The 23155-nt window shown below is 64.6% G+C and carries 24 protein-coding genes, 1 tRNA gene and 1 riboswitch; of the genes, 11 read left to right on the top strand and 14 right to left on the bottom strand.

The annotated features are described in order from the left end of the window. Positions 1–82: 82 nt before the first annotated feature. From JJT62_RS09415 to JJT62_RS09400, 4 genes are all read right to left on the bottom strand, one after another. Positions 83–313, bottom strand: a complete 231-nt coding sequence (locus JJT62_RS09415; protein WP_202072442.1) for a type II toxin-antitoxin system HicB family antitoxin — start codon at positions 311–313, stop codon at positions 83–85. A 315-nt stretch (positions 314–628) separates the two neighbouring features. Further along, positions 629–703, bottom strand: a tRNA-Gly gene (locus JJT62_RS09410). A 58-nt stretch (positions 704–761) separates the two neighbouring features. After that, complete coding sequence (locus tag JJT62_RS09405) at positions 762–2162, bottom strand: ATP-binding protein (protein WP_202072441.1); 1401 nt, start codon at positions 2160–2162, stop codon at positions 762–764. Between the two features lie 27 nt (positions 2163–2189). Continuing rightward, positions 2190–3296, bottom strand: coding sequence for a 2'-deoxycytidine 5'-triphosphate deaminase (locus JJT62_RS09400; protein WP_202072440.1), 1107 nt, complete (start codon positions 3294–3296; stop codon positions 2190–2192). 106 nt (positions 3297–3402) lie between these two features. Further along, a riboswitch (SAM riboswitch) is annotated at positions 3403–3481 on the top strand. A gap of 76 nt (positions 3482–3557) precedes the next feature. On the opposite strand from JJT62_RS09400, the gene JJT62_RS09395 reads away from it, so the two are divergent. Next, a complete protein-coding gene (locus JJT62_RS09395; RefSeq protein WP_202072439.1) occupies positions 3558–4742 on the top strand; it encodes an O-succinylhomoserine sulfhydrylase in 1185 nt (394 codons plus the stop codon). Between the two features lie 352 nt (positions 4743–5094). On the opposite strand, the gene JJT62_RS09390 is transcribed toward JJT62_RS09395, so the two are convergent. The 6 genes from JJT62_RS09390 to JJT62_RS09365 all read right to left on the bottom strand — a co-directional run bounded on the left by JJT62_RS09390 (position 5095) and on the right by JJT62_RS09365 (position 9778). Further along, the gene (locus JJT62_RS09390) at positions 5095–5253 is read right to left on the bottom strand and encodes a hypothetical protein (protein WP_202072438.1); all 159 of its coding nucleotides are present in this window, start codon (positions 5251–5253) and stop codon (positions 5095–5097) included. Positions 5254–5352: 99 nt separating this feature from the next. Next, a complete protein-coding gene (locus JJT62_RS09385; RefSeq protein ID WP_202072437.1) occupies positions 5353–5760 on the bottom strand; it encodes a hypothetical protein in 408 nt (135 codons plus the stop codon). Between the two features lie 11 nt (positions 5761–5771). Then, the gene (locus tag JJT62_RS09380) at positions 5772–5990 is read right to left on the bottom strand and encodes a hypothetical protein (RefSeq protein ID WP_246744794.1); all 219 of its coding nucleotides are present in this window, start codon (positions 5988–5990) and stop codon (positions 5772–5774) included. Positions 5991–6095: 105 nt separating this feature from the next. After that, entirely contained in the window at positions 6096–6602 is a 507-nt protein-coding gene (locus JJT62_RS09375; RefSeq protein ID WP_202072435.1) for a DUF2946 family protein, read from the bottom strand. A 1-nt stretch (position 6603) separates the two neighbouring features. Continuing rightward, positions 6604–9240: a TonB-dependent receptor gene (locus JJT62_RS09370; RefSeq protein ID WP_202072434.1), complete on the bottom strand. Its 2637-nt coding sequence runs from the start codon at positions 9238–9240 to the stop codon at positions 6604–6606. A 163-nt stretch (positions 9241–9403) separates the two neighbouring features. Then, positions 9404–9778: a DUF2946 family protein gene (locus JJT62_RS09365; protein ID WP_202072433.1), complete on the bottom strand. Its 375-nt coding sequence runs from the start codon at positions 9776–9778 to the stop codon at positions 9404–9406. Positions 9779–9985: 207 nt separating this feature from the next. On the opposite strand from JJT62_RS09365, the gene apaG reads away from it, so the two are divergent. Next, positions 9986–10378, top strand: coding sequence for a Co2+/Mg2+ efflux protein ApaG (gene apaG / locus JJT62_RS09360; protein ID WP_202072432.1), 393 nt, complete (start codon positions 9986–9988; stop codon positions 10376–10378). A gap of 18 nt (positions 10379–10396) precedes the next feature. Then, complete coding sequence (gene argE, locus JJT62_RS09355) at positions 10397–11554, top strand: acetylornithine deacetylase (RefSeq protein WP_202072431.1); 1158 nt, start codon at positions 10397–10399, stop codon at positions 11552–11554. Between the two features lie 77 nt (positions 11555–11631). Here the strand turns inward: argE and JJT62_RS09350 are convergent, their stop codons facing one another. Next, positions 11632–11940: a hypothetical protein gene (locus JJT62_RS09350; RefSeq protein WP_202072430.1), complete on the bottom strand. Its 309-nt coding sequence runs from the start codon at positions 11938–11940 to the stop codon at positions 11632–11634. Positions 11941–12202: 262 nt separating this feature from the next. Between JJT62_RS09350 and yajC the strand changes: the two genes are divergently transcribed. The 7 genes from yajC (at position 12203) to JJT62_RS09315 (ending at position 18883) form a co-directional block, all read left to right on the top strand. Further along, on the top strand, positions 12203–12703 hold the full coding sequence (gene yajC / locus JJT62_RS09345) for a preprotein translocase subunit YajC (protein ID WP_202072429.1): 501 nt from the start codon (positions 12203–12205) through the stop codon (positions 12701–12703). A gap of 43 nt (positions 12704–12746) precedes the next feature. Continuing rightward, positions 12747–14336, top strand: coding sequence for a protein translocase subunit SecD (gene secD, locus JJT62_RS09340; protein ID WP_202072428.1), 1590 nt, complete (start codon positions 12747–12749; stop codon positions 14334–14336). A 15-nt stretch (positions 14337–14351) separates the two neighbouring features. Continuing rightward, positions 14352–15428, top strand: coding sequence for a protein translocase subunit SecF (secF, locus tag JJT62_RS09335; protein WP_202072427.1), 1077 nt, complete (start codon positions 14352–14354; stop codon positions 15426–15428). Positions 15429–15452: 24 nt separating this feature from the next. Further along, a complete protein-coding gene (locus JJT62_RS09330) occupies positions 15453–15827 on the top strand; it encodes an Mth938-like domain-containing protein (protein ID WP_202072426.1) in 375 nt (124 codons plus the stop codon). 124 nt (positions 15828–15951) lie between these two features. Continuing rightward, positions 15952–16758: a squalene/phytoene synthase family protein gene (locus JJT62_RS09325; protein ID WP_202072425.1), complete on the top strand. Its 807-nt coding sequence runs from the start codon at positions 15952–15954 to the stop codon at positions 16756–16758. A gap of 30 nt (positions 16759–16788) precedes the next feature. After that, positions 16789–18123 carry an ActS/PrrB/RegB family redox-sensitive histidine kinase gene (locus JJT62_RS09320; protein ID WP_202072424.1) on the top strand — a complete coding sequence of 445 codons (1335 nt, stop codon included), beginning with the start codon at positions 16789–16791 and terminating at the stop codon, positions 18121–18123. Positions 18124–18280: 157 nt separating this feature from the next. Next, positions 18281–18883 carry an ActR/PrrA/RegA family redox response regulator transcription factor gene (locus tag JJT62_RS09315; protein WP_246744793.1) on the top strand — a complete coding sequence of 201 codons (603 nt, stop codon included), beginning with the start codon at positions 18281–18283 and terminating at the stop codon, positions 18881–18883. A 240-nt stretch (positions 18884–19123) separates the two neighbouring features. Here JJT62_RS09315 and JJT62_RS09310 read toward each other — a convergent pair whose 3' ends face one another. Then, on the bottom strand, positions 19124–19594 hold the full coding sequence (locus tag JJT62_RS09310; RefSeq protein WP_202072423.1) for an MmcB family DNA repair protein: 471 nt from the start codon (positions 19592–19594) through the stop codon (positions 19124–19126). Positions 19595–19669: 75 nt separating this feature from the next. Here JJT62_RS09310 and JJT62_RS09305 point away from each other — a divergent pair, with 75 nt between their 5' ends. Further along, complete coding sequence (locus tag JJT62_RS09305) at positions 19670–20749, top strand: polyamine ABC transporter substrate-binding protein (protein WP_202072480.1); 1080 nt, start codon at positions 19670–19672, stop codon at positions 20747–20749. A 214-nt stretch (positions 20750–20963) separates the two neighbouring features. Here JJT62_RS09305 and JJT62_RS09300 read toward each other — a convergent pair whose 3' ends face one another. Both JJT62_RS09300 and dnaA read right to left on the bottom strand, forming a co-directional pair. Continuing rightward, positions 20964–21443 carry a J domain-containing protein gene (locus JJT62_RS09300; RefSeq protein ID WP_202072422.1) on the bottom strand — a complete coding sequence of 160 codons (480 nt, stop codon included), beginning with the start codon at positions 21441–21443 and terminating at the stop codon, positions 20964–20966. Positions 21444–21584: 141 nt separating this feature from the next. After that, entirely contained in the window at positions 21585–23066 is a 1482-nt protein-coding gene (dnaA, locus tag JJT62_RS09295) for a chromosomal replication initiator protein DnaA (RefSeq protein ID WP_246744792.1), read from the bottom strand. Between the last annotated feature and the right edge of the window lie 89 nt (positions 23067–23155).

The following is a 23155-nucleotide window of genomic DNA, read 5'->3' as shown; positions in this document are numbered from 1 at the left end:
CGTCAGGGATCGCGCAGCGCGTCGCCGATTGTTACCGCCGACTGCGCGTTGAACGCGGCGAGCTTAGAGATGGGTCATGGCCTCAACTCGCCAGCGCCACATGGCGGGAAGGAGGCGGGACCGGGTGGCCCAGATCACGCGCGGCTTCGATCCAGGTGAGAATGGCGTCACGCGCATTCGTCACCGCTTCCTCCGGCGTCTCGCCATCTGACATGCAGCCGGGAAGATCCGGGACGATCGCTACGAACCCGCCGCCATCCTCCGCGGAAAGCGGCTGGACGATGAGCGGATAATCGGTTGGCTCGACCCTCATGGCAAAGTCCTGACTGCATCGACAAAGGCGACGAGCTTGCGGATATATACCGCTTTGATAGGCCGCTTGGAAGGAATTGTGAGCTTTTCCGCCACCCTGGGATGCGCGACCTTATAATGGGAGCCCCCGCCCCGCGGCGGCGCGCATAGGATGCCGAACTCGCGGCACAAGGCCGCAATATCGTCGATTCGCCAGTCACCGGCCGGGCGGCTGCGCATTTCGTCAAGGCGACGGCTCACGGTGAGCCCTTCTTTCGGGGAGGGAAACGGCTAAGTCAGCCGTAACGCAATAAACGATTGGGATGCTCAGGAAAAATGGAGCGGGCGAAGGGAATCGAACCCTCGACATACAGCTTGGGAAGCTGTCGTTCTACCACTGAACTACGCCCGCGCGATTCCATGTGTAGCGCTTGTGCGGCCGGGTTTCAACGGGCGCGAGGGCGCGCTCTTCACGCATTCTCCCGCTCGGCGGCGCATTCGGCGCGCGGTAGGGTCACGCGGACGATCAGCCCGTGCGGCGCGCGATCCAGCATTTCCACTTTTCCGCCATGCCCTTCGACAAGCGAACGCACAATCGCGAGGCCGAGGCCGAAACCGCCATGCTCGCTGATCGTGCGGGCCATGTCGCCGCGCACGAAGGGCTCGAAGACCTTTGCCTTCAACGCGTCGGGGATGCCCGGCCCATCGTCCGCCACGTCGATCTGGATCATATTGCCGGAAATCTCGGAAACCTCGATTTCGACATGCCTGGCGTGCCGGGTCGCGTTCTCCACGAGATTGGTGAAGACGCGCTGCATATCGGAAAGCGAGCCGCGCATCGTCTGCCGTTTATCGCAGGAATAGACGACGTCGCGGCCGAGGTCGTTGAATTCGTCCACAACTGTCTGGATGACGCTGTCGAGATCGATGATCGAGTGATCGACGCGCGGATTTTCGGTTCGCAAATATTCCAAATTCTTGCGCAGCATCGCATCCATGACGCGGATGTCTTTCTGCATTTTGCCGCGCAGATCATCGTCGGCGATAAACTCCGTTCGCAGGCTCATGCGCGTGATGATGGTCTTCAGATCATGGCTGACGGCTGCGAGAATATGCGTGCGTTCGGCCACCATCGCGAGAATGCGCGCCTTCATCGCCCGTATCGACCGGTTGAGATCGCGAATTTCGCGTGGGCCGCGATCGACGAGCGGAGAGGCGAGCCCCTCTTTGGTCGGGAAGGACTCGGCGCGCCGGGCCAGCTCGTTCAAGGGCGCGACAATATAGTTCGACAGCCAGATTAAAATCACCGAGGCGCTGATGAAGAAAAGGAATCCCACCCGGGCCCAGCGGGTCATGAAGATCGGATAGCGCGGCTCCGGCTCCCAGAGCCAACGCCACAAAAGGCGCGAGGGTTTCCGGTGCTGCGCGACGGAGAGGATGGCGTAGCCGCCCTTCTCCAGCTCCAGCGCCAGAGTGTCCTGCATATTGTGAAGCGGGATCGTTTCGAAGGCCTTGGAGAACCCCGTCAGATGCGCATTGATGCGATGGATTTCGGCTTTGAAGACGGGGTCCTGCGGATCGAGCGCCGCTGGCCGATCGTCACGAATGTGAATATTGGCGTAGGGCGCGGCGAAGTGGATCTTCTGGATAAGCGCGTCTCGTTCCGCAACGGGCGCGGCGTCGAGCGCCAGCAGCACCCCCGTGAGGAAATCCGCTTCGGAAACGTAATGGCGGCGCCCTTCCGTCTCCATCACATGCAGCATCAGGACGATGACCGCCTGATAAACGACGATCGAGCCGAGGATCAGGAGGGAAATCTGGCCGAGGAGATGATCCGGCCGCAGCCGGCGGATGAAATCCGACAGGACCATGACGTCTTTCCCCTGGCGCGCCGGCGCCTATCCGATCCTGAAATGTTTCGACAATTTCAGCCCTTGGCCCTGATAGTTCGAAAGTCCTTCCTCGCCGTAGAGCGATTCCGGCGTCTCGGCCATGCGCTCATAGACCAGCCGGCCGATGAATTGGCCGTCCTCCAATATGAAGGGGACTTCGCGCGAGCGGACCTCCAGCACGGCGCGCGCAGCGGGGAGTCCGTCCGGCCCGGCGCCAAAACCGGGATCGAAGAAGCCGGCGTAATGCACGCGGAACTCGCCGATTGCGGCGTCCATCGGCGCCATTTCGGCGGCGAGGCCAGGCGGGATCGCCAGACGCTCGCGCGAGGCGAGAATGTAGAAGTCGCCCGGATCGAGGATCAACCTGCCGCCGCGGGCCGGCAACAGGTCCCAATAATCGTCGACCCGATAGGCGCCGACCCGGTCGACGTCGATCACATCCGTATGTTTCTGGGCGCGATAGCCGATGATCCCGCCGAAAGCCTCGGCCCCGAGCGCCACGCGCAGCACCACGCCGTCGCGCAGATTGAGGGCCCCGTCAACGAGCGGCGTCTTGCCGTGCAGCTCGGCGAGCGCCGCATCGGAGAGCGCGAAGCCGCTTTGCCCGCCCGCTCCTGCCGGACGCGCCCGGAAGCGAAGCTGATTGAGCCTCGACCCTGTGCGCACGCGCACCGAGAAGCTCCTTGGCGAGACCTCGGCGTAAAGCGGCCCATCATAGCCGGGCGCGACCTCGTCGAAGCGCTCGCCCCTGTCGGTGATGAGCCGCGTGAAAATGTCGAGCCGGCCGGTCGAGCTCTTGGGATTGGCCGCGCCCGAAACATCCTGGCCGAGCGACAGGCTCTCGAGCAGCGGCACGACATAAACGCAGCCGCGCTCGAGAATGGCGCCCTCGCCCTCGAGCGACATTTCGTCATAGGCGAGCGCCGAGAGAATATCGCGCACGCCCCGCTCCTTGCCGGGCAGGAAGCTCGCGCGCACGCGATAGGCCTTGGAGCCGAGCCGCAGATCGAGGCTCGCGGGCTGGATTTGATTCCGGCTCAAAGGCGCGGCGACCTGGATCGCGCCGCTGTCGGCCATCGCCTGTATCTGTCGGCTGGAGAGCACGCCGCTCATTCTTCCCCTCCTCGGCCGGGCCAAAGCCGGTTAACGCAGGCATAAGCGCCAAATTGCGCCGCAAGGCAAGACGAGCCCGTTGACAGCCACGGGGCCTCTGCCTTCTATAAGCGAACGTGGTTATTTGAGCCGGCCGGCTTGCCGCCACGCAAAACAAAGGGCTAAAAGGCCGGGTCTCCCGAAGGAAACCCGTTTTCGGCCGCGCGCTGAGGTAGCGCGCAATGGATTTGTTCGGCGCAGTCGCGCCCGAGGGAGAAACGCATGTCTACGAACGCCCCGCGCAATCTCAAGCCGGCGACGCTCCTTGTCCATGGCGGAACGACGCGCTCGCCCTTCGGCGAAATGTCGGAGGCGCTGTTTCTGACGCAGAGCTTCGCCTATCCGACAATGGAGGCTGCCGAGGCGCGGTTCAAGGGCGACGATCCGGGCTTCATCTATTCGCGCTTCTCGAACCCGACCGTCGCCATGTTCGAGAACCGCATGTGCCTGCTGGAGGGCGCGGAAGCCGCTCGCGCCACGGCGAGCGGCATGGCCGCCGTCACGGGCGCGATCCTCGCGCAGGTGAAGGCCGGCGATCATGTGGTGGCGGCCCGCGCGCTGTTCGGCTCCTGCCTCTATGTGGTCGAGGACCTGCTGCCGCGCTTCGGCGTCGCCTCGACGCTCGTCGACGGCGCGGATCTCTCGCAATGGAAGGCGGCGATCCGCCCCGAAACCAAGCTCTTCTTCCTCGAAAGCCCGACCAATCCGGGCCTCGAAGTCTATGATGTGGCGGCGATTGCCGATCTCGCCCACAACGCCGGCGCGCGCCTCGTCGTTGACAATGTCTTTGCGACGCCGTTGCTGCAGAAACCTTTGGCGCTGGGCGCCGACGTCGTCGTCTATTCGGCGACGAAACATATCGACGGCCAGGGCCGCTGCCTCGGCGGCGTCATCCTCTCGACGCAATCTCTGATCGAGGAAAGCATCCATAATTTCCTGCGCCAGACCGGCCCAGCCATGTCGCCCTTCAACGCCTGGGTGATGCTGAAAGGCCTCGAAACCCTTCCGCTTCGCGTCGGCCAACAGGCGACGAGCGCCGCCAGGATCGCCGATTTCCTTGCCGAGCAGAAGGGCGTGACGAAGGTTCTCTACCCCTTCCGCAAGGATCACCCGCAGGCTGAGCTGGCGCGCCGCCAGATGAGCGGCGGCGGCACGCTGGTGAGCTTCTTTCTGGAGAGCAAGGCGGCGGCCTTCAAACTCGCCAACGCGCTGCAGGTGATCAAGATTTCCAACAATCTCGGCGACGCCAAGAGCCTGATCACCCACCCGGCGACGACAACCCACCAGCGCCTCACCCCGGAGGCGCGCGCCACGCTCGGCATCACCGACGGCATGCTGCGCCTCTCGGTGGGGCTGGAGGACGCCGACGATCTGATCGACGATCTCGCCGCAGGCTTGGCGGCATAAGGGCCTTCAACCAAACTGCGCTGACCCAAGCGTCGCTCGATTGGGTCCCGTCGCTCGCGCAGCGAGTGATCGGAAATCCAGAGCAAAACCAGCGCTTTTGTGGCTTTGGATTCCCGATCGGGCCTTCGGCCCATCGGGAATGACAAGCGCCAATGCGACCAATTCAACCGGAAATGGTATGACGGGCGCACTCGAGCGCGCCCGTTTCTTTCAATTGGGACCACTTGCGCGCCGGAGCGCGGCGCGTCCGTTGCTCTCGACTAGCGCGCTTCCCGCTCGCATGGAATCATGCGATCTATGGAAAAACGCGTAGATTCAAAAAGCTGGAGCGCATTCCTTTCGCAGAAGTCTATCAACTTTTGCGGAATGCGCGGTAGGCCGACCGCTTGCGCGCCAAGACTGGCCGCAATGCGGGGGCGGCTTCCTGGCGCAAGCAGTCGACGACGAAAACGGCGGCCGTCAGCACCGCCAGGATCATCTCGACGCCGACCGATAGGACTGACTCGGACATTCTTTCCTCCACGCCGCCGCAGCGGCGACAATGAAACAGGGATTCGCGTCGGCGCCTCAAGGAGGGAACGAGCGCCGACGCAAACCCGCCTGGGGGGCTTCAACCGGTCGCCGGCGGCGCCCGCGCCCAGTGCGGCAGACGGGTCCGGGTCGTCGGCGCAGCGCGGTCCGCCACCATCCAGGGGAGGTTCAGTCTCTGGATGTGCGCCGCAACGACGACACCGGGCCGGACGGCCAAGGGCGCAGCGCCACTGCAGAGCGTCTGACATAGGACGCAATCGATGCCGTGGTCGCTGACGGAGCCTGGCCGCCCTGTCTGCGCATCGGGCAAGGAGGCGCCCGACGCGAAACAAACGAAGAGAGACGCAACGGCGCCCGCCCCCGCGCGCAGGCCCATGGCGAGCGACGCCGCGAACGGCGCTCCCGTCACAAGGGCCGCGGCCAGCAGCAGCGCGCGCGCAAGGCGGCTCGCTGCGGCGGGGCGCAGGAAAGAAAGGCGATGCGTCATCTCGGTGTTCTTTAGGATTCGAGGCGCGCGAAACGCGCCCGTCGCTCCAGATTGATCAGTCGGATGCCGCTCTGCTGGGCGTCACGCCACATCGCGACAACCGGCGCGATCATTGGCGCCGCCGACGCCATGATCTTTCGCTCATGACGCTCGCGTTCTTTCAAGGATGAGAGCGCGGCGCCCGCGAGGACGCAATCCCGGCCGCTCGGCCGTCTTTTCTTTCTGCTCACGATACTTCTCCCTTCACCGCAGTCACACGGCGATTGTCGTCGCTCGGGCATGGGAACGCGCGCACCTGAAACAGGGCGGATTCCTATGACAAAGTCTTTGGACGATCAGGAGAAGCTGGGGGGCCCGCGGGCGCGATTGGCCTCGTCGAGCGACGAGCTCGCCAATGCGCGGTCGGCCGGAAACCAGCGGAACTCGACCCATTGGACAGGCGCCATGCCAAGCGAGGTCGGGCGCGACGCAATCGGCGCGACGCCGTCGCAAAAGGCTTGGCAGATCGGGCAGTCACGGCCGCCATGAGAATGGCCGGGCGCTTGAGAGCCGCTCTGCCCGCCTTTGGGGGCCTTCAGGCAAACGCCAATGGCGGGGTCGGCCTCGCTCTCCCGCGCGGCGGCAAGGCTGCTCGCCAATGGCGCAAGGACCTGGACGGCCAGCGCCAAAGCGAAAAGCACCTTTGTCAGCCACACACGCGGCATGAAGAAAGCCTGTCTTTCAATTTCGCCAAAATGAGCGGGTGGATTGAAGCAAACGCAGCCCGAGTCCGCAAGCAGCGCTGCGAGGCCCGCGTCGACATGCGTCAAAACGCCGCAGAAACGGGCCGCGGGCGTCGCCATCTCACCGCGCCCCGGGGACGCCGGCGCCGACGCCGCCGTTCAGCCCCGCAACCGTCGCGGCGCCGTCCAGCCCGCCGATATCGTATTTCAAGCCAAGGAAGAACGTGCGCTGGTTGTAGGGATTGGGGTTCACATAGTATTTCCAGCGGCCGATGTTGTCGACGCCAGCGGTCAACGTCCACTCTGGCGCGAGCTTGTAGTTCATCTTGGCGTCGAAGACGAGATATTCGCTGTCGGCGCTGCCGTAATTATTGTGGTTGAAATCCACGTTGTTGAGCGTCACGAAGGCGGCCGACGCATAGCGCGCGCCAAAGGAGATCGACCAATCCGTCGTCGGGCTATAGCTCAGGACCGAGCGAATGCGGATGCGCGGCACGCGCGGATATTGCATGCCGTTCAGCAAGATGCCGCCCGCCGTGGGGAAAGGCGAGCCGACGGGCGAGCCGGTCAAGGCGAGAGCGCTCCCGTTCGAGAGGATCTTCGAATCGACGAAGGTCACGCTGCCGGAATAATCGAGGCCAGGAGTCAGAATATCCTTCATCACGATCGCGCCCTCGATTCCCCGGAAGCGCGCTTTGTCGAGATTGGCGTTTTGGGTGACGATCTGCCCCGTCGGCCCAATCGCCGATTGGCTGACGATGGCGTTCCAGCGGTCGTCCAGGAACAGGCTGATCCGCGGATTGAACAGGCCAATGACGCCGTTGAAGGCGTCGACCTTTCGGTATTCGCCGGTCAAATCCCACGAGGTCGAGACTTCCGGCTGCAGATTGGGGTTGTTCCTGACCACGCTGCTCGACGTCGCGAGCGACTGGAACAGCTCGTTGACGGTCGGGAAGCGATAGGCGCGCCCCATGGAGCCCCGCAAAGCAAATTCCGGCGTGACCTGATATTCGAGCGCCGCCTTCGGCGAGAAAGAATTTTTATAGGCGTCGGGGAATTGCCCGACTCTCGCCTGCGCCGGCACGACCGGCACGAGGCCGGAGGCCGGTCCGCTGCCCGTGGCCAGGCCGCCCGCGACATTCGAGCCGTTATAGGCATGCCAGAACTCGCCGCGGCCACCGCCGATGAGCTTCCAATCCGGCAGGAACTTCCAGGCGTCCTGGATATAAACCGCCTTGGTTTCGGTCTTGCCGTAGTTCACGCCGGTGAGGCCCATCGCATAATTATTGCCGGCGAAGGGCGTCAGGCTCGTCACCGTATTGAGCGAATAGACGTCGGCATGTCCGCCGAAGGAGACTTCGTGCTTTCCGAAGGCGTCCTGCACAGGCCGCCAGATGAAGCGCGCGTCGCCGGTGCGCCAATAGGTTCCCGTGTTTACGGTGTTCTGGCCGGTGGTGTTGATATTATAGGCGGTCGCGGCGCCGTTGGGGCGCAGGCCGTAGGACGTCGCGTTTTGCGAATAGTCGCGCAGGAAGTTGTAGGACGTCGCCGAGAGATCGAAATCGAACACGCCGCCCGTGTCGCGCTTGAGCGAGAGCGCCTGCATGAGATGCGTCGAGCCGCCCCAGCCTGGGTTCACGCCGCCCGGCTGGACGGCGAAGGGGCCGATGGCGATGAAGCTGCTCTGCGTATTGTAGATCGGAACGCCATTGCGATCGTAGATGAAGCTTTGGACGGTCGTCTTGTTTTCGAGGTTCCAGACGCCGAGCGTATAGGTCGCGCGCAGCAGCGGCGCGATGTCATAGGACATCTTTAGCTTCGCCATGTCCTGCTGCTGGAAATCGGCGCCGGCCGCGCCCGTGATGATGCGGGGAATGCCGTTCTGGTTGAAATCCTGATAGCCGCCGAAGAAGCGCGTGGCAGTTGCCGGGGCGGAGGGCGTGAGGAAATTGCCGGGGAAGGTTTGCGCCTGTCCCTGCGAGGTGAGGTGGTCGTAGGAGAAGAAATAGCGGAAGTCGCCGAAACGATCGCCGATGAGAAGATTTGCGTTGCCTGAACCGTCGAGCTCGCTGCGTCCATAGAGGCTGAAGGGCTGCAGCGCGCCGGTCGCCGAGGCGTGCAGCTCGAATTTATCCGGCATGCGCGTGGTGATCGCCAATACGCCGCCGATCGAATTGCCAGGATAGAGCGCCGAGAAGGGGCCATAGATCACGTCGACGCGGTCGATCTCGGCGGGCGAGACCATGCCCCAGCGCGGCGGGAAGTTGAAGCTGTTGCCGAGCAGATTGGAGAGCAGCACATTATCGGCGTAGACGAGCGTCTTGGCGCTTTCGATCGTGCCGGTCGTGCGGCCCGAGACGATGGCGTTGCGGTCGCCGATATAGCGCTCGCGGATGAGCAGCGAGGGCAGATATTTGAACGCCTCCGCCGAGGTCATGACATTGACCGTCTTCTCGATCTCCTGGCGCGTGCGCGACTCCACGACCGCCGGCACATTTTGCGGAATCGTGCGGCTGAAGGGGGCGGGCTTGGGCTCGGCGTAACGATCGAGCCCCGCCGAGGGCGCGACCACTGGGCCGGCGGCGGGGGCGGGCGGGCGCAAGGGACCACGCGGCGCGCTGGAGACGCTCGGCCGCGCCGGTCCGCGCCGCGCGCCGACGTCGATGGTGGGCAGGCTTTGCTGCGCCAGCGCATCGGCGGACACGAAGAAGAGAAGCGCGTTGATCGAGGCGGCGCCCAGAAGATGGTGACGGTTCATTGTGCAAATCCGGAGAGCTTCGCGCGCTCTCTCGCACGCCGGCTCCCCGCGTGGGGGGGCGTCGCGAGGGCGACAAGCGGAGCAAATCTTGTGGGAGAGCGGCAGGCGCCGCTCAACTGGACCAAGGAAAATGCGCGGGCAGGCAGCGAGGACGCGCCGCCGCTCACGCGCTCGGGAAAATTGCAGGCGGGCCCCGCGCGAGCCGGCCGCGCGCAAGGCGCGCCGGCGCGCCGGCGCTATCGGCGGCGACAAAGCGGGCGCTGTGAAAGATGCGGGGCTGGGCGGGAACGGAAGAGAAGGCCCCAACCGCAAGCGAGGGCGGCCCTGCGCAGAGAAGGCAGGACTCGCACATATGGTGATGCGCGTCGCGGCCTGTGTCGCCCGAGCCCGTCTCGCTGGCGTGCGACTGGCCGCAATGGGCCGAGATTTGCGGATCGAAGCCGCTGGGCGCCGCCCGCGCAGCGCCGAACCCGCCCGCCACGGCCTGTAGGACCATGACGAACGCGAGCAGCAAAGCGCGCAGCGATGACGGCCGCATCTTCGTTCCTCAAAAAATTTTATGGTAATTTAATCGCTTAGCTTGGCCTGTAAGCCAAGCGGGCGTTTTCCTGCCGCTGCAGGAATCCTCGCGACGTGTCGAATCCGCCACACCGGTCGGGCGCCCAAGAAAGAGGCGGCTGAGCCGGCCGAGGCGCCCGGAGAATGACGTTCCCCTTTCGAAGAAGCCGTTCTAAGCTCCGCAGCCATGTATACCGCCATAACGAGAGATATTCGGGTCACGGCGCTGCCGGATTTTCTGCCCGAGAATTCCGACCCCACCCAAGGCCGGTTCTTCTGGGCCTACACCATCGAGATCGCCAATCTCAGCCGCGACCGCGTGCAGCTCCTCTCGCGCCATTGGATCGTCATCGACGCCAATGGCCGACGCGAGGAGGTCCGCGGGCCCGGCGTCGTCGGCGAGCAGCCGGTGCTCGAGCCCGGCGAGACATTCCGATACGAGTCGGGCTGCCCGCTGGCCACGCCGTCGGGATTGATGCAAGGTAGTTATCGAATGGTCACGGATTCGGGCGAGACTTTCGACGTGGAGGTTCCGGCCTTCTCGCTCGACAGTCCTATGTCCAATCCTACGCTGAACTAGCTTGCCCCAGATCGCCTGATGGACGCTCTCGACCGCGCAATCGACATGACCGCAAGGCTCGTGGCTTTCGACACCGAAAGCTCGAAGTCGAACCTGCCGCTGATCGATTTTGTCGAGGCCTATTTACGCGAGCAGGGCGTGCCCTTCGCGCGCGCGCCCAACGCCGCTGGCGACAAGGCCGCCATCTTCGCCACCATCGGCCCCATGGCGCCGGGGGGCGTGCTGCTCTCGGGCCATACGGACGTCGTGCCCGTCGAAGGCCAGGAGTGGAGCTTCGACCCTTTCACGCTGCGGCACGACGGCGGGCGTCTCTATGGGCGCGGCGCGGTGGATATGAAGGGTTTCGGCGCCGTCGCCCTGGCGATGATCCCGGAGTTCAAGAAGGCGGCGCTGGCGCGCCCCATCCATATTCTCTTGAGCTACGACGAGGAGACGACCTGCCTCGGCCCGCTGGACATGATCGCGCGGCTCGGCGTCGATCTCCCGCGCCCCAACGCCGTCATCGTCGGCGAGCCGACCTCCATGGAGGTCGCCGACGCGCATAAGAGCGTCACGACTTTTACGACCCACGTGCGCGGTTTCGAGATCCACTCGGCCAATCTGCATCGGGGGGTGAGCGCCGTGCATATCGCCTGCCGGCTGGTGACGGAGCTGGAGCGAATCGCGGAGGAGCTGCGCGTCGAAGGCGACCCCTCGGGCCGTTTCGATCCACCCTACTCCACCATTCATGTCGGCTTCATCAAGGGCGGCACGGCCCGCAACATCGTCGCCAAGGATTGCGAATTCCACTGGGAGTTTCGCGGCCTGCCGGGCGCCGCGCCGACGCTGGCGCGCGATCGGCTCGAAGCCTATGCCGACGGCCTGCGCAAAACGGTTTTCGCGGCTTTCCCCCAATGCGGGATCGACACTGACACGCTGGTGAAAGTGCCTGGTCTCGCGCCGCAGCCGGGTTCGGCGGCCGAGACTCTGGCGCTGCGCCTCGCGCGCCGCAACAACACAATCGCCGTGCCCTATGCAACGGAGGCCGGCCATTTCCAGAAGGCGGGCGTCCCGACCGTCGTCTGCGGGCCCGGCCGCATCGATCAGGCCCACCAGCCCGACGAATATGTCGACATTTCCGAGCTGGCCGCCTGCGTCGACTTCATGCGCGCCCTGGCGCGGGAACTGGAAACGTAGTTTCCAAACAGTCAAAGACGAAAAGCGCGCGCGACCAAAGTCCCGGCCGCGCGCCCCAAAGCGTCGCAAACGACCTTTTAGCAGGCCCAAACCCAGCGGCCATACCACCAGCGCCAGCACGGACCGCGATAGCCGTAGCCGCCATAATAAGGCCGGCGCCAGCCATAGCCGCCGCCATGCCACCCATAGCCGCCGCCATGCCAGCCTGGGCCGCCATGCCAGCCGTGTCCTCCCCAGCCACCGCCGTGACCCCAGCCGCCGCCGTGGCCCCAACCACCGCCACCGTGGCCCCAGCCGCCGCCGTGACCCCAGCCGCCCGCGAACGCGGCATTTGGCGACGCGAGAAGGCCGGCCGCCACGACCAAACAGGATAACTTCTTGAGCATGGACGATTCTCCGAAGTCTTGTTTCCGCCTCAGGGAAGCATGTGGAGCGTCCGCTTCGGCGCCTGAACCATGGGTGAACGCGCGCCATGGCCCCGCTGTTCCGCTTGGCAAGCAAACAGCCCCGCGCCGCAGAACCGGCAATTGCCTCGCGAAGCGGCATCCGGCATTGCTTTCGTAAGTCGAGCGGCTATAGTCCGCGCCCGTTCAGACGCCCGCCCGACGCCTTCAAGACGCGCGTCGCGCCTACGATAGAGACGCTGCGATGAAACTGATCACGGACGCCATGGCGCAAACCGAACAGCCGGCGGCTCCCGCCCAAACGGCTCCCGCGCCGGCCGCCCCGACGCCCTCCCCCGCGCCCGCGACGCAGACGAGCGTCGGCGCTGCTGGCGGCGCCGACGCCAACCAGCCGCCGTCGATTCCCGATATGATGGCCCAGCTCGTTCCCATCTTCGTGGTGATGGGCATTGTCTATATTCTCGTCATCCGGCCGCGCGCGCGCCGCGAGAAGACGGAGCAGGAGTCGCTGCGCAATGTCCGCCGCGGCGACGTGATCGTCACGACCGGCGGCCTCGTCGGCAAAGTGACCAAAGCGATCGACGACAACGAGATCGAGCTCGAGATCGCCGCCAACACCCGCATCCGCCTCCTTCGTACGGCGATCACGAGCGTGCGCGCCAAGGGCGAGCCTGTGAAGGATACCCCGGCGCCGGCGCCCGCCAAGACGGCCAAGCCTGCTCCCGAGACCAAGGCCAAGCCGTAACACGCCTCCCCGCGCGCCGACCCTCTGACGAAATAGCGACACGATGCTGCGATTCTCGACCTGGAAATTCCTCGCCATCGTGGCGATGACTCTCGCCGCCGTCCTGGTGACGGTCCCGAGCATGTTGTCGCCATCGACTTACGAGGCGCTCGCGGCGCGGCTGCCGTCATGGCTCATGCCGCCGACCATCGTGCTCGGCCTCGATCTGCAGGGCGGCTCGCATGTGATGCTGGAGGTCGACCAATCCGACCTCCTGAGCACGCAGATCAAAAATCTGCGCGACGACGTGCGCCGCATTCTGCGCGAGGAGAAGGTGGCGATCACCGGCGGCATCGGCGCAACGGCGCGCGGCGTGCAGCTTCGCGTCCCGGACGCCGCCGATCGCGAGAAAATCCTGCCGCGTCTGCGCCAGTTGCGTAACAGCTTCAGCGCCAATGTCGGCGGCCAGTCGCCGCTCGACGTCGATGCGACGCCGGAAGGCCTCGTCCGCATCACCGTCACCGACACGGGCCTGCGCGACAAGTCGCGCAAGGCGGTCGAGCAGTCGATCGAAGTCATCCGCCGCCGCGTCGACGCGCTCGGCACGCGCGAGCCGTCGATCCAGCGTCAGGGCGACGATCGCGTTCTGGTGCAGGTGCCGGGCCTTCAAGACCCGCAAACACTCAAGGACATTCTCGGCCAGACCGCTAAACTCGAATTCCGCCTCGTCGCCGAGCCGGGCCAAAACCCGGCCGAGGTCGAGGAGCTGGAGCAGGTCGACGAGCAGGGCAAGCTGCCGATCGAAAAGCAGATCATGGTGCAGGGCGAGGATTTGACCGACGCCCAGCCCGGCTTCGACCAGCAGCGCAGCGGCGAGCCGGTGGTGAATTTCCGCTTCAACATTCGTGGCGCGCAGAAATTCGGCGACGTCACCTCCAAGAACGTCGGCCGCCTCTTCGCCATCGTGCTCGACAACAAAGTGATCTCGGCGCCGCGCATTCTGACGCCGATCACTGGCGGCTCCGGCCAGATTTCCGGCCGCTTCACCGTCGAGCAGGCGAACAATCTCGCGATTCTGTTGCGCGCCGGCGCCCTGCCCGCGAAGCTCAACATCGTCGAGGAGCGCACCGTCGGCCCCGGCCTCGGCCAGGACTCGATCGACGCCGGCAAGCGCGCCGCCTTCGTCGGCGCCGGTCTCGTCGTCTTCTACATGCTCATCACCTACGGCGTGTTCGGCGTCTTCGCCAATCTGGCGCTGTTCGTCCACATCGCTTTCATCTTCGCCGGCCTCGTGCTGCTCGGCTCGACGCTGACGCTGCCCGGCATCGCCGGCATCGTGCTGACGATCGGCATGGCGGTCGACTCCAACGTGCTGATCTATGAGCGCATTCGCGAAGAAAACCACGCCGGCCGCTCGATCCTGGCCTCGCTCGACGCGGGCTTCAACCGCGCCTTCGCGACCATCGTCGACTCCAACGTCACCATGGGCGTCGCGGCGCTGATCCTCTACTTCCTGGGCTCGGGCCCGGTGCGCGGCTTCGCCGTGTCGCTGGGGCTCGGCATTCTGACCACCATCGTCACCGCCGTGACCATGACCCGCATGATGATCGCGGTCTGGTATCACTATGCGCGCCCGACCAAGCTGCCGATCTAAGAGGCGAAAAGACCGATGAAACTCCTGCGCCTCGCTCCGGAGAATACGAAATTCCCCTTCATGCGCTTCCGGCGCGTGAGCTATCCCTTCTCGGCCGTATTGTCGCTGGTCGCCGTCGCGCTCTTCATCTTCAAGGGCATGAATTTCGGCATCGATTTCGCGGGCGGCACAGTCATCGAGCTGCGCGCCAAATCGGGCTTCGCGGAAGTCGCGACGCTGCGCGGCCTCGGCGAAAACCTGAAGCTCGGCGACATCGAAGTGCAGGCTTTCGGCAATCAGGCCGACGCCACGCTGCGTTTCGGCCTGCAGCCCGGCGGCGACAAGGCGCAGCAGGAAGCCGTCGAGAAGGTCCGCGGCGCGGTCGAGACTCAATATGACGTGCGCCGCGTCGAAGTGGTCGGCCCCCGCGTGTCGAACGAGCTGGTGCAGTCGGGCACGCTCGGCGTCGTGATTTCGATCCTCGCGGTGCTGACCTATCTCTGGTTCCGCTTCGAATGGCAGTTCGCCATCGGCGCCGTCATCGCGACGATGCACGACCTTCTACTCACGGTCGGCTTCTTCTCGATCACCCAGCTCGAATTCAACACCACCTCGATCGCCGCCATTCTCACGATCGTCGGCTATTCGCTGAACGAAACGGTCGTCGTGCTCGACCGTATCCGCGAGAATATGCGCAAGTATAAGAAACTGGCGACGGCGCAGATGGTCGATATGTCGATCAACGCCGTGCTGCCGCGCACGATCATGACCGCGACGACGGTCATGCTCGCCCTCATCGCGCTCGTCGTCTTCGGCGGCCAGGTCATCCGCTCCTTCTCGCTGGCGATGATCTGGGGCATTTTCGTCGCGACCTATTCGTCGATCTTCATCTGCTCGCCCATGCTGATCTATCTCGGCCTGCGTAACGAGGACGTCGCGCGCCCGGCCGAGGAAAAGGCGGAGGCCGAAGCGGGGACGGAAATCGAATATCACGGGTCGTCGGACGCCTACGCCGCCTCTATGTCGGACGACATCGGCGACACGCCCGTGCCCGTCGCGCCGAAGCGCCCCGCCACCAAGCCGAAGTCGAGCGCGCGCCGCCGCCCGAAGTAAGCGCTCACGCAAAAGGCGCGCATCATGACCGACCCGCAGGGCTATGTCCCGGGCCGCTACAAGATCGACGATTACGGCAATGGCGGCTTCCGCTTCGCCGACATGTCGCATCGCGGCTCGATCCTCGCCCTGCCCACCGGCATTCGCGCGATCACGCCAAGCGCCTGGAACGAGATCGACGCAGCCACGATCGATCTGGCGCTGTCCGATTCGGGCGAGCTCGACCTGTTCATCGTCGGCACGGGCAAGGATCTGATGCCGCTCGCCGCGGCGCTGCGCGCCAAATTGCGCGACGCCGGGATCGGCTGCGAAACGATGGCGACGGGCGCGGCCGTGCGCACCTACAACATGCTCATCGACGAAGGCCGCCAGGTCGGCGCGCTGCTGATTGCAGTGTGATGGGTAAGGCGCTCGGCTCGCTCCCCTGTAATCCAGAACAACCGCTCCTGAGCGCGCCTGAAGACGCGCGGTCCGGGCAGCGCCTCTGGACCGCGCGCCTTCAGGCGCGCAACAGCCCCTCATCATGACCGCCGCCCCCGACCACTACGCCCTCTGCGAGGCGGCGCTGCGCGAGCGCGACCGCGACCTCTGGCTCGCGAGCCTCTTCGCGCCGCCGGCTGCGCGCAAACATATCCACGCGATCTACGCCTATGCGCTCGAGGCCGCCGAGGTGCGCACGAAAGTCTCTCAGCCTCTGCTCGGGGAGATGCGGCTACGGTGGTGGACGGACGCGCTCTCCAACGAAGCTTCCGAGGGAACCCGCGCCCACCCCGTCGCCGACGCGCTGATCGACACGATCGAGCGCTTCGCTTTGCCGCGAGAAGAGTTGATCGCGCTCGCCGACGCCCATGTCGCCGATCTCTACGACGACCAAATGCCCGACATGGCGACCTTCGAAACCTATGCCCACGCGACCGCCGCCGGCCCCATCCGCTGGGCGGCGCGCATTCTCGGCGCGCCGGACTCTCCGGCTTTCAACGAGGCTGGCATGGCGCTGGGCATCGCCCGCGTGCTGCGCCTCCCCTCGGGCGCGCTACTCCCGGCCGATCTGCTGGCGCGCCATGGCGCCGACATTCACGCCAACACCCAAGCCCTGCGCGCGGCCCTTTCGGAGCTGCGCGACAAGGCGCAAACCCACTATGACGCGGCGCGCCGCGCAGCGGGCGCACTGCCCAAGGGCCGAGAGGCTTTGCTGGCGGCCGCGACGGTTCCGGCCTATCTGGCGCGGGTCGGCGCCGCGGATTACGATCCGCTCCGGGGAATGAGCGACATCTCGCCGCTGCGGCGGCAATGGCGGATTTGGCGCGCCTCTCGCGGCGTCGGCCTTTGACAAGCGCCGCGCGGCGCCGGAAAAAGAAGCATGAAACCCGACGTCTATGACGAAGATAGCCGACGCCTGCGCGTCGGCACGCTGATTTTCCTGCGCTGGATCGCCATTCTCGGCCAGAGCATCGCCTGTCTCTTCGTTTACTTGGTTCTCAACTTCGAATTTCCCGTCGGGCTGTGCTTCGTCTTCATCGTCGCCTCCGCGACGCTGAATTTCGGATTGCGTTTCGGGACCTCCGGCACGTTCCGCCTGAGCGATCTCGAAGCCGTAGTGCTGCTCTGCTACGACCTCGTGCAGCTCAGCTTCCTGCTCTATCTCACCGGCGGCGTGACCAACCCCTTCGTCATGCTGCTGCTCGCGCCCGTGACGATCTCGGCCGTCTCGCTGCCGCGCAATCTCACGCTTTTCCTCGGCATCGTCATGCTCGCCGCGGCGACCTTCCTCTGCGTCGAATTCGAGCCCTTGCCCTGGTACGAGGACGAGCAGCTCAAATTCCCGCTGCTCTACCGCGCCAGCATTTGGTCTTCGCTCGCGCTGTCGGCGGCCTTCATCGCGCTCTATGCCGCACGCGTCTCCGATGAAAGCCGGCTGCTCGCCACGGCGCTTGCAGCGACCGAATTGGTGCTGGAGCGCGAGCAGCATCTCTCCCAGCTCGACGGGCTCGCTGCGGCGGCCGCGCATGAGCTCGGCACGCCCCTCGCCACCATCACCCTCATCACACGCGAATTGCAGAAGTCCTCCGCCAATTGCCCGGCGGAAGGCTTGAAGGACGACCTCGATCTCCTCGCGCAGGAGGCGGCGCGTTGCCGCGAGATCCTCGGCAAGCTGGCCTCGCTCGGCGCCGATCAGGGAACGATGATGAACGTGCTCTCCATCGACACGCTCATCGAGGAGGTTGTCGAGCCGCAACGTGAATTCGGCGTGAAGCTCGAAATCTCGAAGCGCAGCAACGGCTCGACCCCCTCCCCGGCGCTGGCGCGCAATCCCGGCCTTCTCTACGGTCTCGGCAATCTGGTGGAAAACGCCATCGATTTCGCCCAGTCCCGCGTGCGAATCGACGCCTGGTGGTCGCGCGACCTTGTGACCATTTCCATCGAGGACGACGGCCCCGGATTTACGCCAGCCATTCTCGATCGCCTCGGCGATCCCTATCTGCGCGGCCGACCGACCGACCGCCGCACCAAAAACGACAGCCAGTCGGGCTTGGGGCTCGGCCTCTTTATCGCCAAAACGCTGCTCGAACGCTCCGGCGCGACAGTGGAGGCCTATAATGTTTCGCCGCCCCGCACCGGCGCCATCGTCAAGGTCACCTGGCCTCGCGCAGCGCTCGAAATACCGGCTGCAAAGCTGAAGTCGGCGGAGGCATAGAGCATCCGCCGCGCTCTTCGATGAAGAGGGCGCTCAGCCTGATTATTCGAAGATTGAAAATTCCCTGTCTTTTTGATTTTACGTGAGCTGCGGCAGAGTCGACGTCGTAAAATCCGTGTTGTAATCTTGACAAAAATCACTCTGGGGAGCTCGGGGCATGAATCGCGAGGACATCGGCGACACGGAACACGCCGTCACGGAGCCCCAAACCGATGCGCTCGTTCCCCCGCTGCCTGACGACCGGTCGCTGCTCGTCCTCGACGACGACAAGCCCTTCCTGCATCGTCTGGCCCGCGCCATGGAGGCGCGCGGCTTCATCGTCACCCAATGCGAAACGGTGGCGGAAGGACTCGCGGCGCTCGAAAACAGGCCGCCCGCCTTTGCGATCGTCGACATGCGGCTCGAAGACGGCAACGGTCTGGACGTTATCGAGAAGTTGAAGGAAGCGCGGCCCGACGCGCGCGGCATCATCCTGACCGGCTACGGCAATATCGCCACCGCCGTCACCGCGGTGAAGCTCGGCGCCTTCGATTATCTCGCCAAGCCCGCGGACGCCGACGAAATCTATCATGCGCTGATGGCCACCTCGATCGAGAAGCCCGACGCGCAGGAAAACCCCATGTCCGCCGACCGCGTGCGGTGGGAGCATATTCAGCGAGTCTTCGAATCCTGCGACCGCAATGTCTCGGAGACGGCCCGGCGCCTCAACATGCACCGCCGCACCTTGCAGCGCATCCTGGCCAAGCGCGCGCCGCGCTGAGGCGCTGTGGACCGCGCGCCTTCAGGCGCGCTCGGTTTGGCGACGCCTCCCGAGGCGGCCTCCTCCTTCGAGACGCGAGCTGCGCTCGCTCCTCAGGATGAGGCCTAAGTGTTTGGCGCAGATGCAGAAGCCCCTCATGCTGAGGAGCCTGCGCAGCAGGCGTCTCGAAGCACGAGGGGCGTTACGGCCACTTTGTCAGTAGTCTGCGCGCGCCTGAAGGCGCGCGATCCGGTTTCTGACTCACCCCTCCAGCCGCTCGTCTCCGAAGGCGAGCGCGCAATAGCGTTCCGCGGCCAAGGCGCCGAAGCGCACCAGCATCGCCTTTCGGCTCGCCGATGCGAGGCGCAGGCTCGGCGCTTCGCGGGCGAGCATGGCGCCATGCGCGTCGGCGACGATGAGGCCGGCGTCCTCAGGAAATAGTTCGACGTCGAGCGCCATGGGAATGGCGAAATAGAATCGGTCGCAATAGTCGCGGTAGCGCGTCCATTTCTGATCCGCCCGCAAATCCTCGAGCGAGGATTTCACCTCGACAATCCGCAATCCGCCGTCGGGCGCGAGCGCGACCAGATCGGCCCGCGTGCCATTGGGCAAGGGCAATTCAGCGATGACCGCGAAGCCGCAGGCGCGCAGGTAGCGCCGCGCGCCGCGCGTCACATGCCGGGTCGTCTCGGGGCGTCCGGCGTCCGCCGATGGAAGCAGATTGGAGTGCATCGTCTCTCCCACGCGAGCGTGATAATCTCCGTCCGCGACATGCGGCGCAAGCCGCGCCCCTCCAGCCGGCCGCTCATGACGAAAATCCTCGCCGCCCTCCTCATCGCTTTCGCCTGCGCTCCCGCCTCGGCCGCGGAGCGCGTGGTCAATATTTTCAATTGGAGCGATTACATCGACCCCGGCGTGCTCGAGGATTTTACACGCGAGACTGGCGTCAAGGTCGTCTACGACACCTACGATTCCAATGAAATTCTGGAGTCGCGCCTGCTTGCCGGCGCAACCGGCTATGACATCGTCGTGCCTTCCGCGACTTTTCTGCAACGCCAGATCAAAGCCGGCGTGCTGCAACCCATCGACCGCAAACGCCTCGCCAATGCGGTGAACATATGGAGCGAGATCGACGGCAGGCTGTCGAGCTACGATCCCGGCAGCGCCCATGCGATCAATTACATGTGGTACACGACCGGCGTCGCCTATAATGTCGCGAAGATCAGGGAGCGCATCGGCAAGCCGATCACGAGCTGGGAACAGGTGCTGCGCCCAGAGAATTTGAAAAAGCTCGCCGACTGCGGCGTCTATGTGCTGGATAGTCCCGAAGACATTTTCGCCATCACGCTCAATTTCCTGAAGCTCGATCCCAACTCCAAGAGCGAAGCTGATCTCAAGCGCGCGGCCGACCATCTCGTGGGGCTGCGGCGCTACATCAAGAAATTCCACTCCTCGGAATACATCAACGCGCTGGCCAATGGCGACATCTGCCTCGCCATTGGTTGGGCCGGCGATAGCCTGCAGGCGCGCAACCGCGCGCGCGAGGCGGGCTCGGATGTCGAGATCGCCTATGCGATCCCGAGCGAAGGCACGCTGATGTCGATGGATAATCTCGCCATGCCCATCGACGCGCCGCATGTCGCCGAGGCTTATATGTTCATCGATTATTTACTGCGGCCCGATGTCGCCGCGCGCAACACCAAGGCAACCAATTTCGCCAATGGCGTCGGCCCCTCCCGCGCCTTGATCGACAGTTCGATCGCGAATGACCCTTCGGTATATCCAAATGAGACGACCATGCGCCGCCTCTTCACCGTCACAACGCCGAACCAGCCGCAGCAAAAGTTTATCACGCGGCTTTGGACGATGGTGAAAACCGGGCGATAGGTTTACGACAGTCATTCCCGACGCCCGCAGAGCGGGCAATCTGGAATCCGGAGCAAAACCAGCGCTATATCGGCCAGCCGTCATTGCGAGGAGCGTAAGCGACGACGCAATCCAGGGCAGCTATCGCGGCTCTGGATTGCTTCGCTTCGCTCGCAATGACGGGAGGCTCTGGATTCTCGGTCGGGCCTGCGGCCCGCCGGGAATGACAAGCGCCCTATGACGCAGCCGCGAATTGCTCGAGAAGCGCGTCGCGCGCCTCCGCGATCCGGCGGTATTCCTCGGCGCTGCCGCCGGCGTCGGGATGCGCGGTCTTGGCCAGCCGCCGGAAGGCGGCGTTGATCTCCGACGGCGTGAGCGCGCCCTCAATTGGCAAATTCAGCGTCTCGCGGTGCTCTTCCTGATCCGACTCGGCGAAATGAAACTGAAACTGGAAGGCGCGGCGCTTCTCTCGCGCTTCGAGGCGCAGTTCGACCTGATCTTCCTGCCACCTCTGGCGCGACATGACGAGGCATTCGCCAAAGGCGATCCGCCCCTGCGCCTCGAGCTCGTCGAGGCTAAACGGGCCGACAACGCCGTAAGGCGGCGCAAGATAGGCGCGCCTGCCATCCTCGCGCGCCTCGATATGGCCGATCGTCACCATATCCAGGACGCCCAGCGAGCCGTTCCAGACGACCCATTGCTCTTTGTCCGTCATGCAGCGGACCTTCTCGCACAGGCCAGCGTCGCGCCCCCGCCTTATGCGTGCGAAAGGGTCTGCGAAGCCGGACAATCTGTGCGTCTATGCATGATCGGAGCCAAGGCGCGGAGAAAGGCCGGCAGGCTCCAGCGGTGAGGCTTATTGCTCGTTCAATATGCGTTTCAGAAGATCGATGACTTCCGCAAGGCTTTTGTCCTTGGAGACGAGCTCCTCGATCTTTCGGACAGCGTGCAGCACCGTCGTGTGATCGCGGCCGCCGAAACGTCGCCCGATTTCGGGCAAGGAGCGCAAGGTCAACACTTTCGACAGATACATGGCGATCTGACGAGGACGCACGACATTCGCCGTGCGGCGCGAGGACAGAATGTCGGAGCGAGAAATATTGTAGTGCGAGGCCACGAGCTTTTGGATGTCGTCGATCTTGACGCGTTTGGGCTCTTGCGTGCGCACCAGATCGCGGATCGCCGTTTCCGCCGTCTCGACGGTCAGCGGCGCGCCGTTGAGTGTGACATGCGCCAGAAGACGATTGACGGCGCCTTCCAGATCGCGGCCGTTGGTCACGATCGTGCGCGCGACATAATTGATGACGTCCGGCGGCACATGGAAGCCCGGCTGCATCTCTTGGGCGGCGGCGATGCGCGCGCCCAGGATTTTTGCGCGCAAGGATTCGTCCAAGGGGCCGATGTCGACACAAAGCCCGCCCTTGAAACGCGACAGCACGCGCTCGTCCAGCGTTTCGAGATCGGACGGCGGACGATCGGCGGCGACGACAACCTGACGCCCCGCGTCGATCAGCGCATTGAGCGTGTGGCAGAACTCCTGCTGAATCGATTTGCCTTGCAGGAACTGCACATCGTCGATGATGAGCATGTCGATGGCGCGCAGCCGCTCCTTGAAGGCGTGCGCCGTCTGCGTGGTCAGCGACGAAACGAAGCCGCTCATGAATCGTTCGGCGGTGAGATAGACCGCGCGACGTCGATTATCGTTCGTCGCATGGGCAAGCGCCTGCAGAAGATGCGTCTTGCCGAGCCCTACCGCCGCATGGGCGTAGAGCGGATTGAACATCGGCGTGTCGCCGGGCCGGGCGTCTGCGACGCGGCATGCGGCCGCGTAAGCGAGCTGGTTGGAAGGCCCGACGAGAAAGGTCGAAAAGGACAAGCGGCGATCCAGCGGCGACCCGACGACAGAGTCGTTCTCGCCGCGCGGCGCGACGGCGCGCGCCGGCCGCCGTTGCGCGGCGGAAGTCTCGACGGGCTCTGCGGCCACAATGTAAGGCGTCTGCGGCTTCTCCGCCAAATGCGGCGTCGACGCCTCGGACTCGCCGGCGCCATCGCGCGGCTTCGCCTTGCGCGCGGAGGAACGCACGTCGATCACGACATGCTCGATATTCTCGAACTCGTTCGACACGCGCGCTTTGATGCGCGACGCATAATGGGATTGCACCCAGCTCTTCAAAAATTTGGTGGGCACACTGAGATAGATGGTCCCGGCGTTCAGGCGATCGAGCTCCAGGCGCGTGAACCATGAGCTGTAAACGGCGTCGCCGAGCTCGGCGCGCAACCTTTGACGTACGCCTTCCCAGCGCTTTTGATCTTCCGGGCAAATCCCGTCGTGTTGCATGGCGCGATCCAGCATTCGTGACCTTTTTCGAGAATACGCGTTCCGTCGCGCCCGCAGCGCGCGGGCGACGTGAATTCGCTCAGATAGAC

It is taken from the genome of Methylocystis sp. Sn-Cys, assembly GCF_016745395.1.
Classification (GTDB): Bacteria; Pseudomonadota; Alphaproteobacteria; order Rhizobiales; family Beijerinckiaceae; genus Methylocystis; species Methylocystis iwaonis.
The sequence above is the reverse complement of the archived record's forward strand: the minus strand, read 5'-3'. Positions and strand labels throughout refer to the sequence as shown.

Coding starts and splice junctions, on each gene's coding strand:
- JJT62_RS09405 (WP_202072441.1), bottom strand. CDS start 2,162: ATGGTCCTGTCGGATTTCATCCGCCGGCTGCGGCCGGATCATCTCCTC.
- argE (WP_202072431.1), top strand. CDS start 10,397: ATGGACGCTCTCGACCGCGCAATCGACATGACCGCAAGGCTCGTGGCT.
- JJT62_RS09310 (WP_202072423.1), bottom strand. CDS start 19,594: ATGCACTCCAATCTGCTTCCATCGGCGGACGCCGGACGCCCCGAGACG.
- JJT62_RS09300 (WP_202072422.1), bottom strand. CDS start 21,443: ATGACGGACAAAGAGCAATGGGTCGTCTGGAACGGCTCGCTGGGCGTC.
- JJT62_RS09375 (WP_202072435.1), bottom strand. CDS start 6,602: ATGGCGACGCCCGCGGCCCGTTTCTGCGGCGTTTTGACGCATGTCGAC.
- yajC (WP_202072429.1), top strand. CDS start 12,203: ATGAAACTGATCACGGACGCCATGGCGCAAACCGAACAGCCGGCGGCT.
- JJT62_RS09320 (WP_202072424.1), top strand. CDS start 16,789: ATGAAACCCGACGTCTATGACGAAGATAGCCGACGCCTGCGCGTCGGC.
- JJT62_RS09350 (WP_202072430.1), bottom strand. CDS start 11,940: ATGCTCAAGAAGTTATCCTGTTTGGTCGTGGCGGCCGGCCTTCTCGCG.
- JJT62_RS09395 (WP_202072439.1), top strand. CDS start 3,558: ATGTCTACGAACGCCCCGCGCAATCTCAAGCCGGCGACGCTCCTTGTC.
- JJT62_RS09315 (WP_246744793.1), top strand. CDS start 18,281: ATGAATCGCGAGGACATCGGCGACACGGAACACGCCGTCACGGAGCCC.
- JJT62_RS09365 (WP_202072433.1), bottom strand. CDS start 9,778: ATGCGGCCGTCATCGCTGCGCGCTTTGCTGCTCGCGTTCGTCATGGTC.
- JJT62_RS09400 (WP_202072440.1), bottom strand. CDS start 3,296: ATGAGCGGCGTGCTCTCCAGCCGACAGATACAGGCGATGGCCGACAGC.
- dnaA (WP_246744792.1), bottom strand. CDS start 23,066: ATGCAACACGACGGGATTTGCCCGGAAGATCAAAAGCGCTGGGAAGGC.
- JJT62_RS09415 (WP_202072442.1), bottom strand. CDS start 313: ATGAGGGTCGAGCCAACCGATTATCCGCTCATCGTCCAGCCGCTTTCC.
- JJT62_RS09385 (WP_202072437.1), bottom strand. CDS start 5,760: ATGACGCATCGCCTTTCTTTCCTGCGCCCCGCCGCAGCGAGCCGCCTT.
- secF (WP_202072427.1), top strand. CDS start 14,352: ATGAAACTCCTGCGCCTCGCTCCGGAGAATACGAAATTCCCCTTCATG.
- JJT62_RS09370 (WP_202072434.1), bottom strand. CDS start 9,240: ATGAACCGTCACCATCTTCTGGGCGCCGCCTCGATCAACGCGCTTCTC.
- apaG (WP_202072432.1), top strand. CDS start 9,986: ATGTATACCGCCATAACGAGAGATATTCGGGTCACGGCGCTGCCGGAT.
- secD (WP_202072428.1), top strand. CDS start 12,747: ATGCTGCGATTCTCGACCTGGAAATTCCTCGCCATCGTGGCGATGACT.
- JJT62_RS09325 (WP_202072425.1), top strand. CDS start 15,952: ATGACCGCCGCCCCCGACCACTACGCCCTCTGCGAGGCGGCGCTGCGC.
- JJT62_RS09305 (WP_202072480.1), top strand. CDS start 19,670: ATGACGAAAATCCTCGCCGCCCTCCTCATCGCTTTCGCCTGCGCTCCC.
- JJT62_RS09390 (WP_202072438.1), bottom strand. CDS start 5,253: ATGTCCGAGTCAGTCCTATCGGTCGGCGTCGAGATGATCCTGGCGGTG.
- JJT62_RS09330 (WP_202072426.1), top strand. CDS start 15,453: ATGACCGACCCGCAGGGCTATGTCCCGGGCCGCTACAAGATCGACGAT.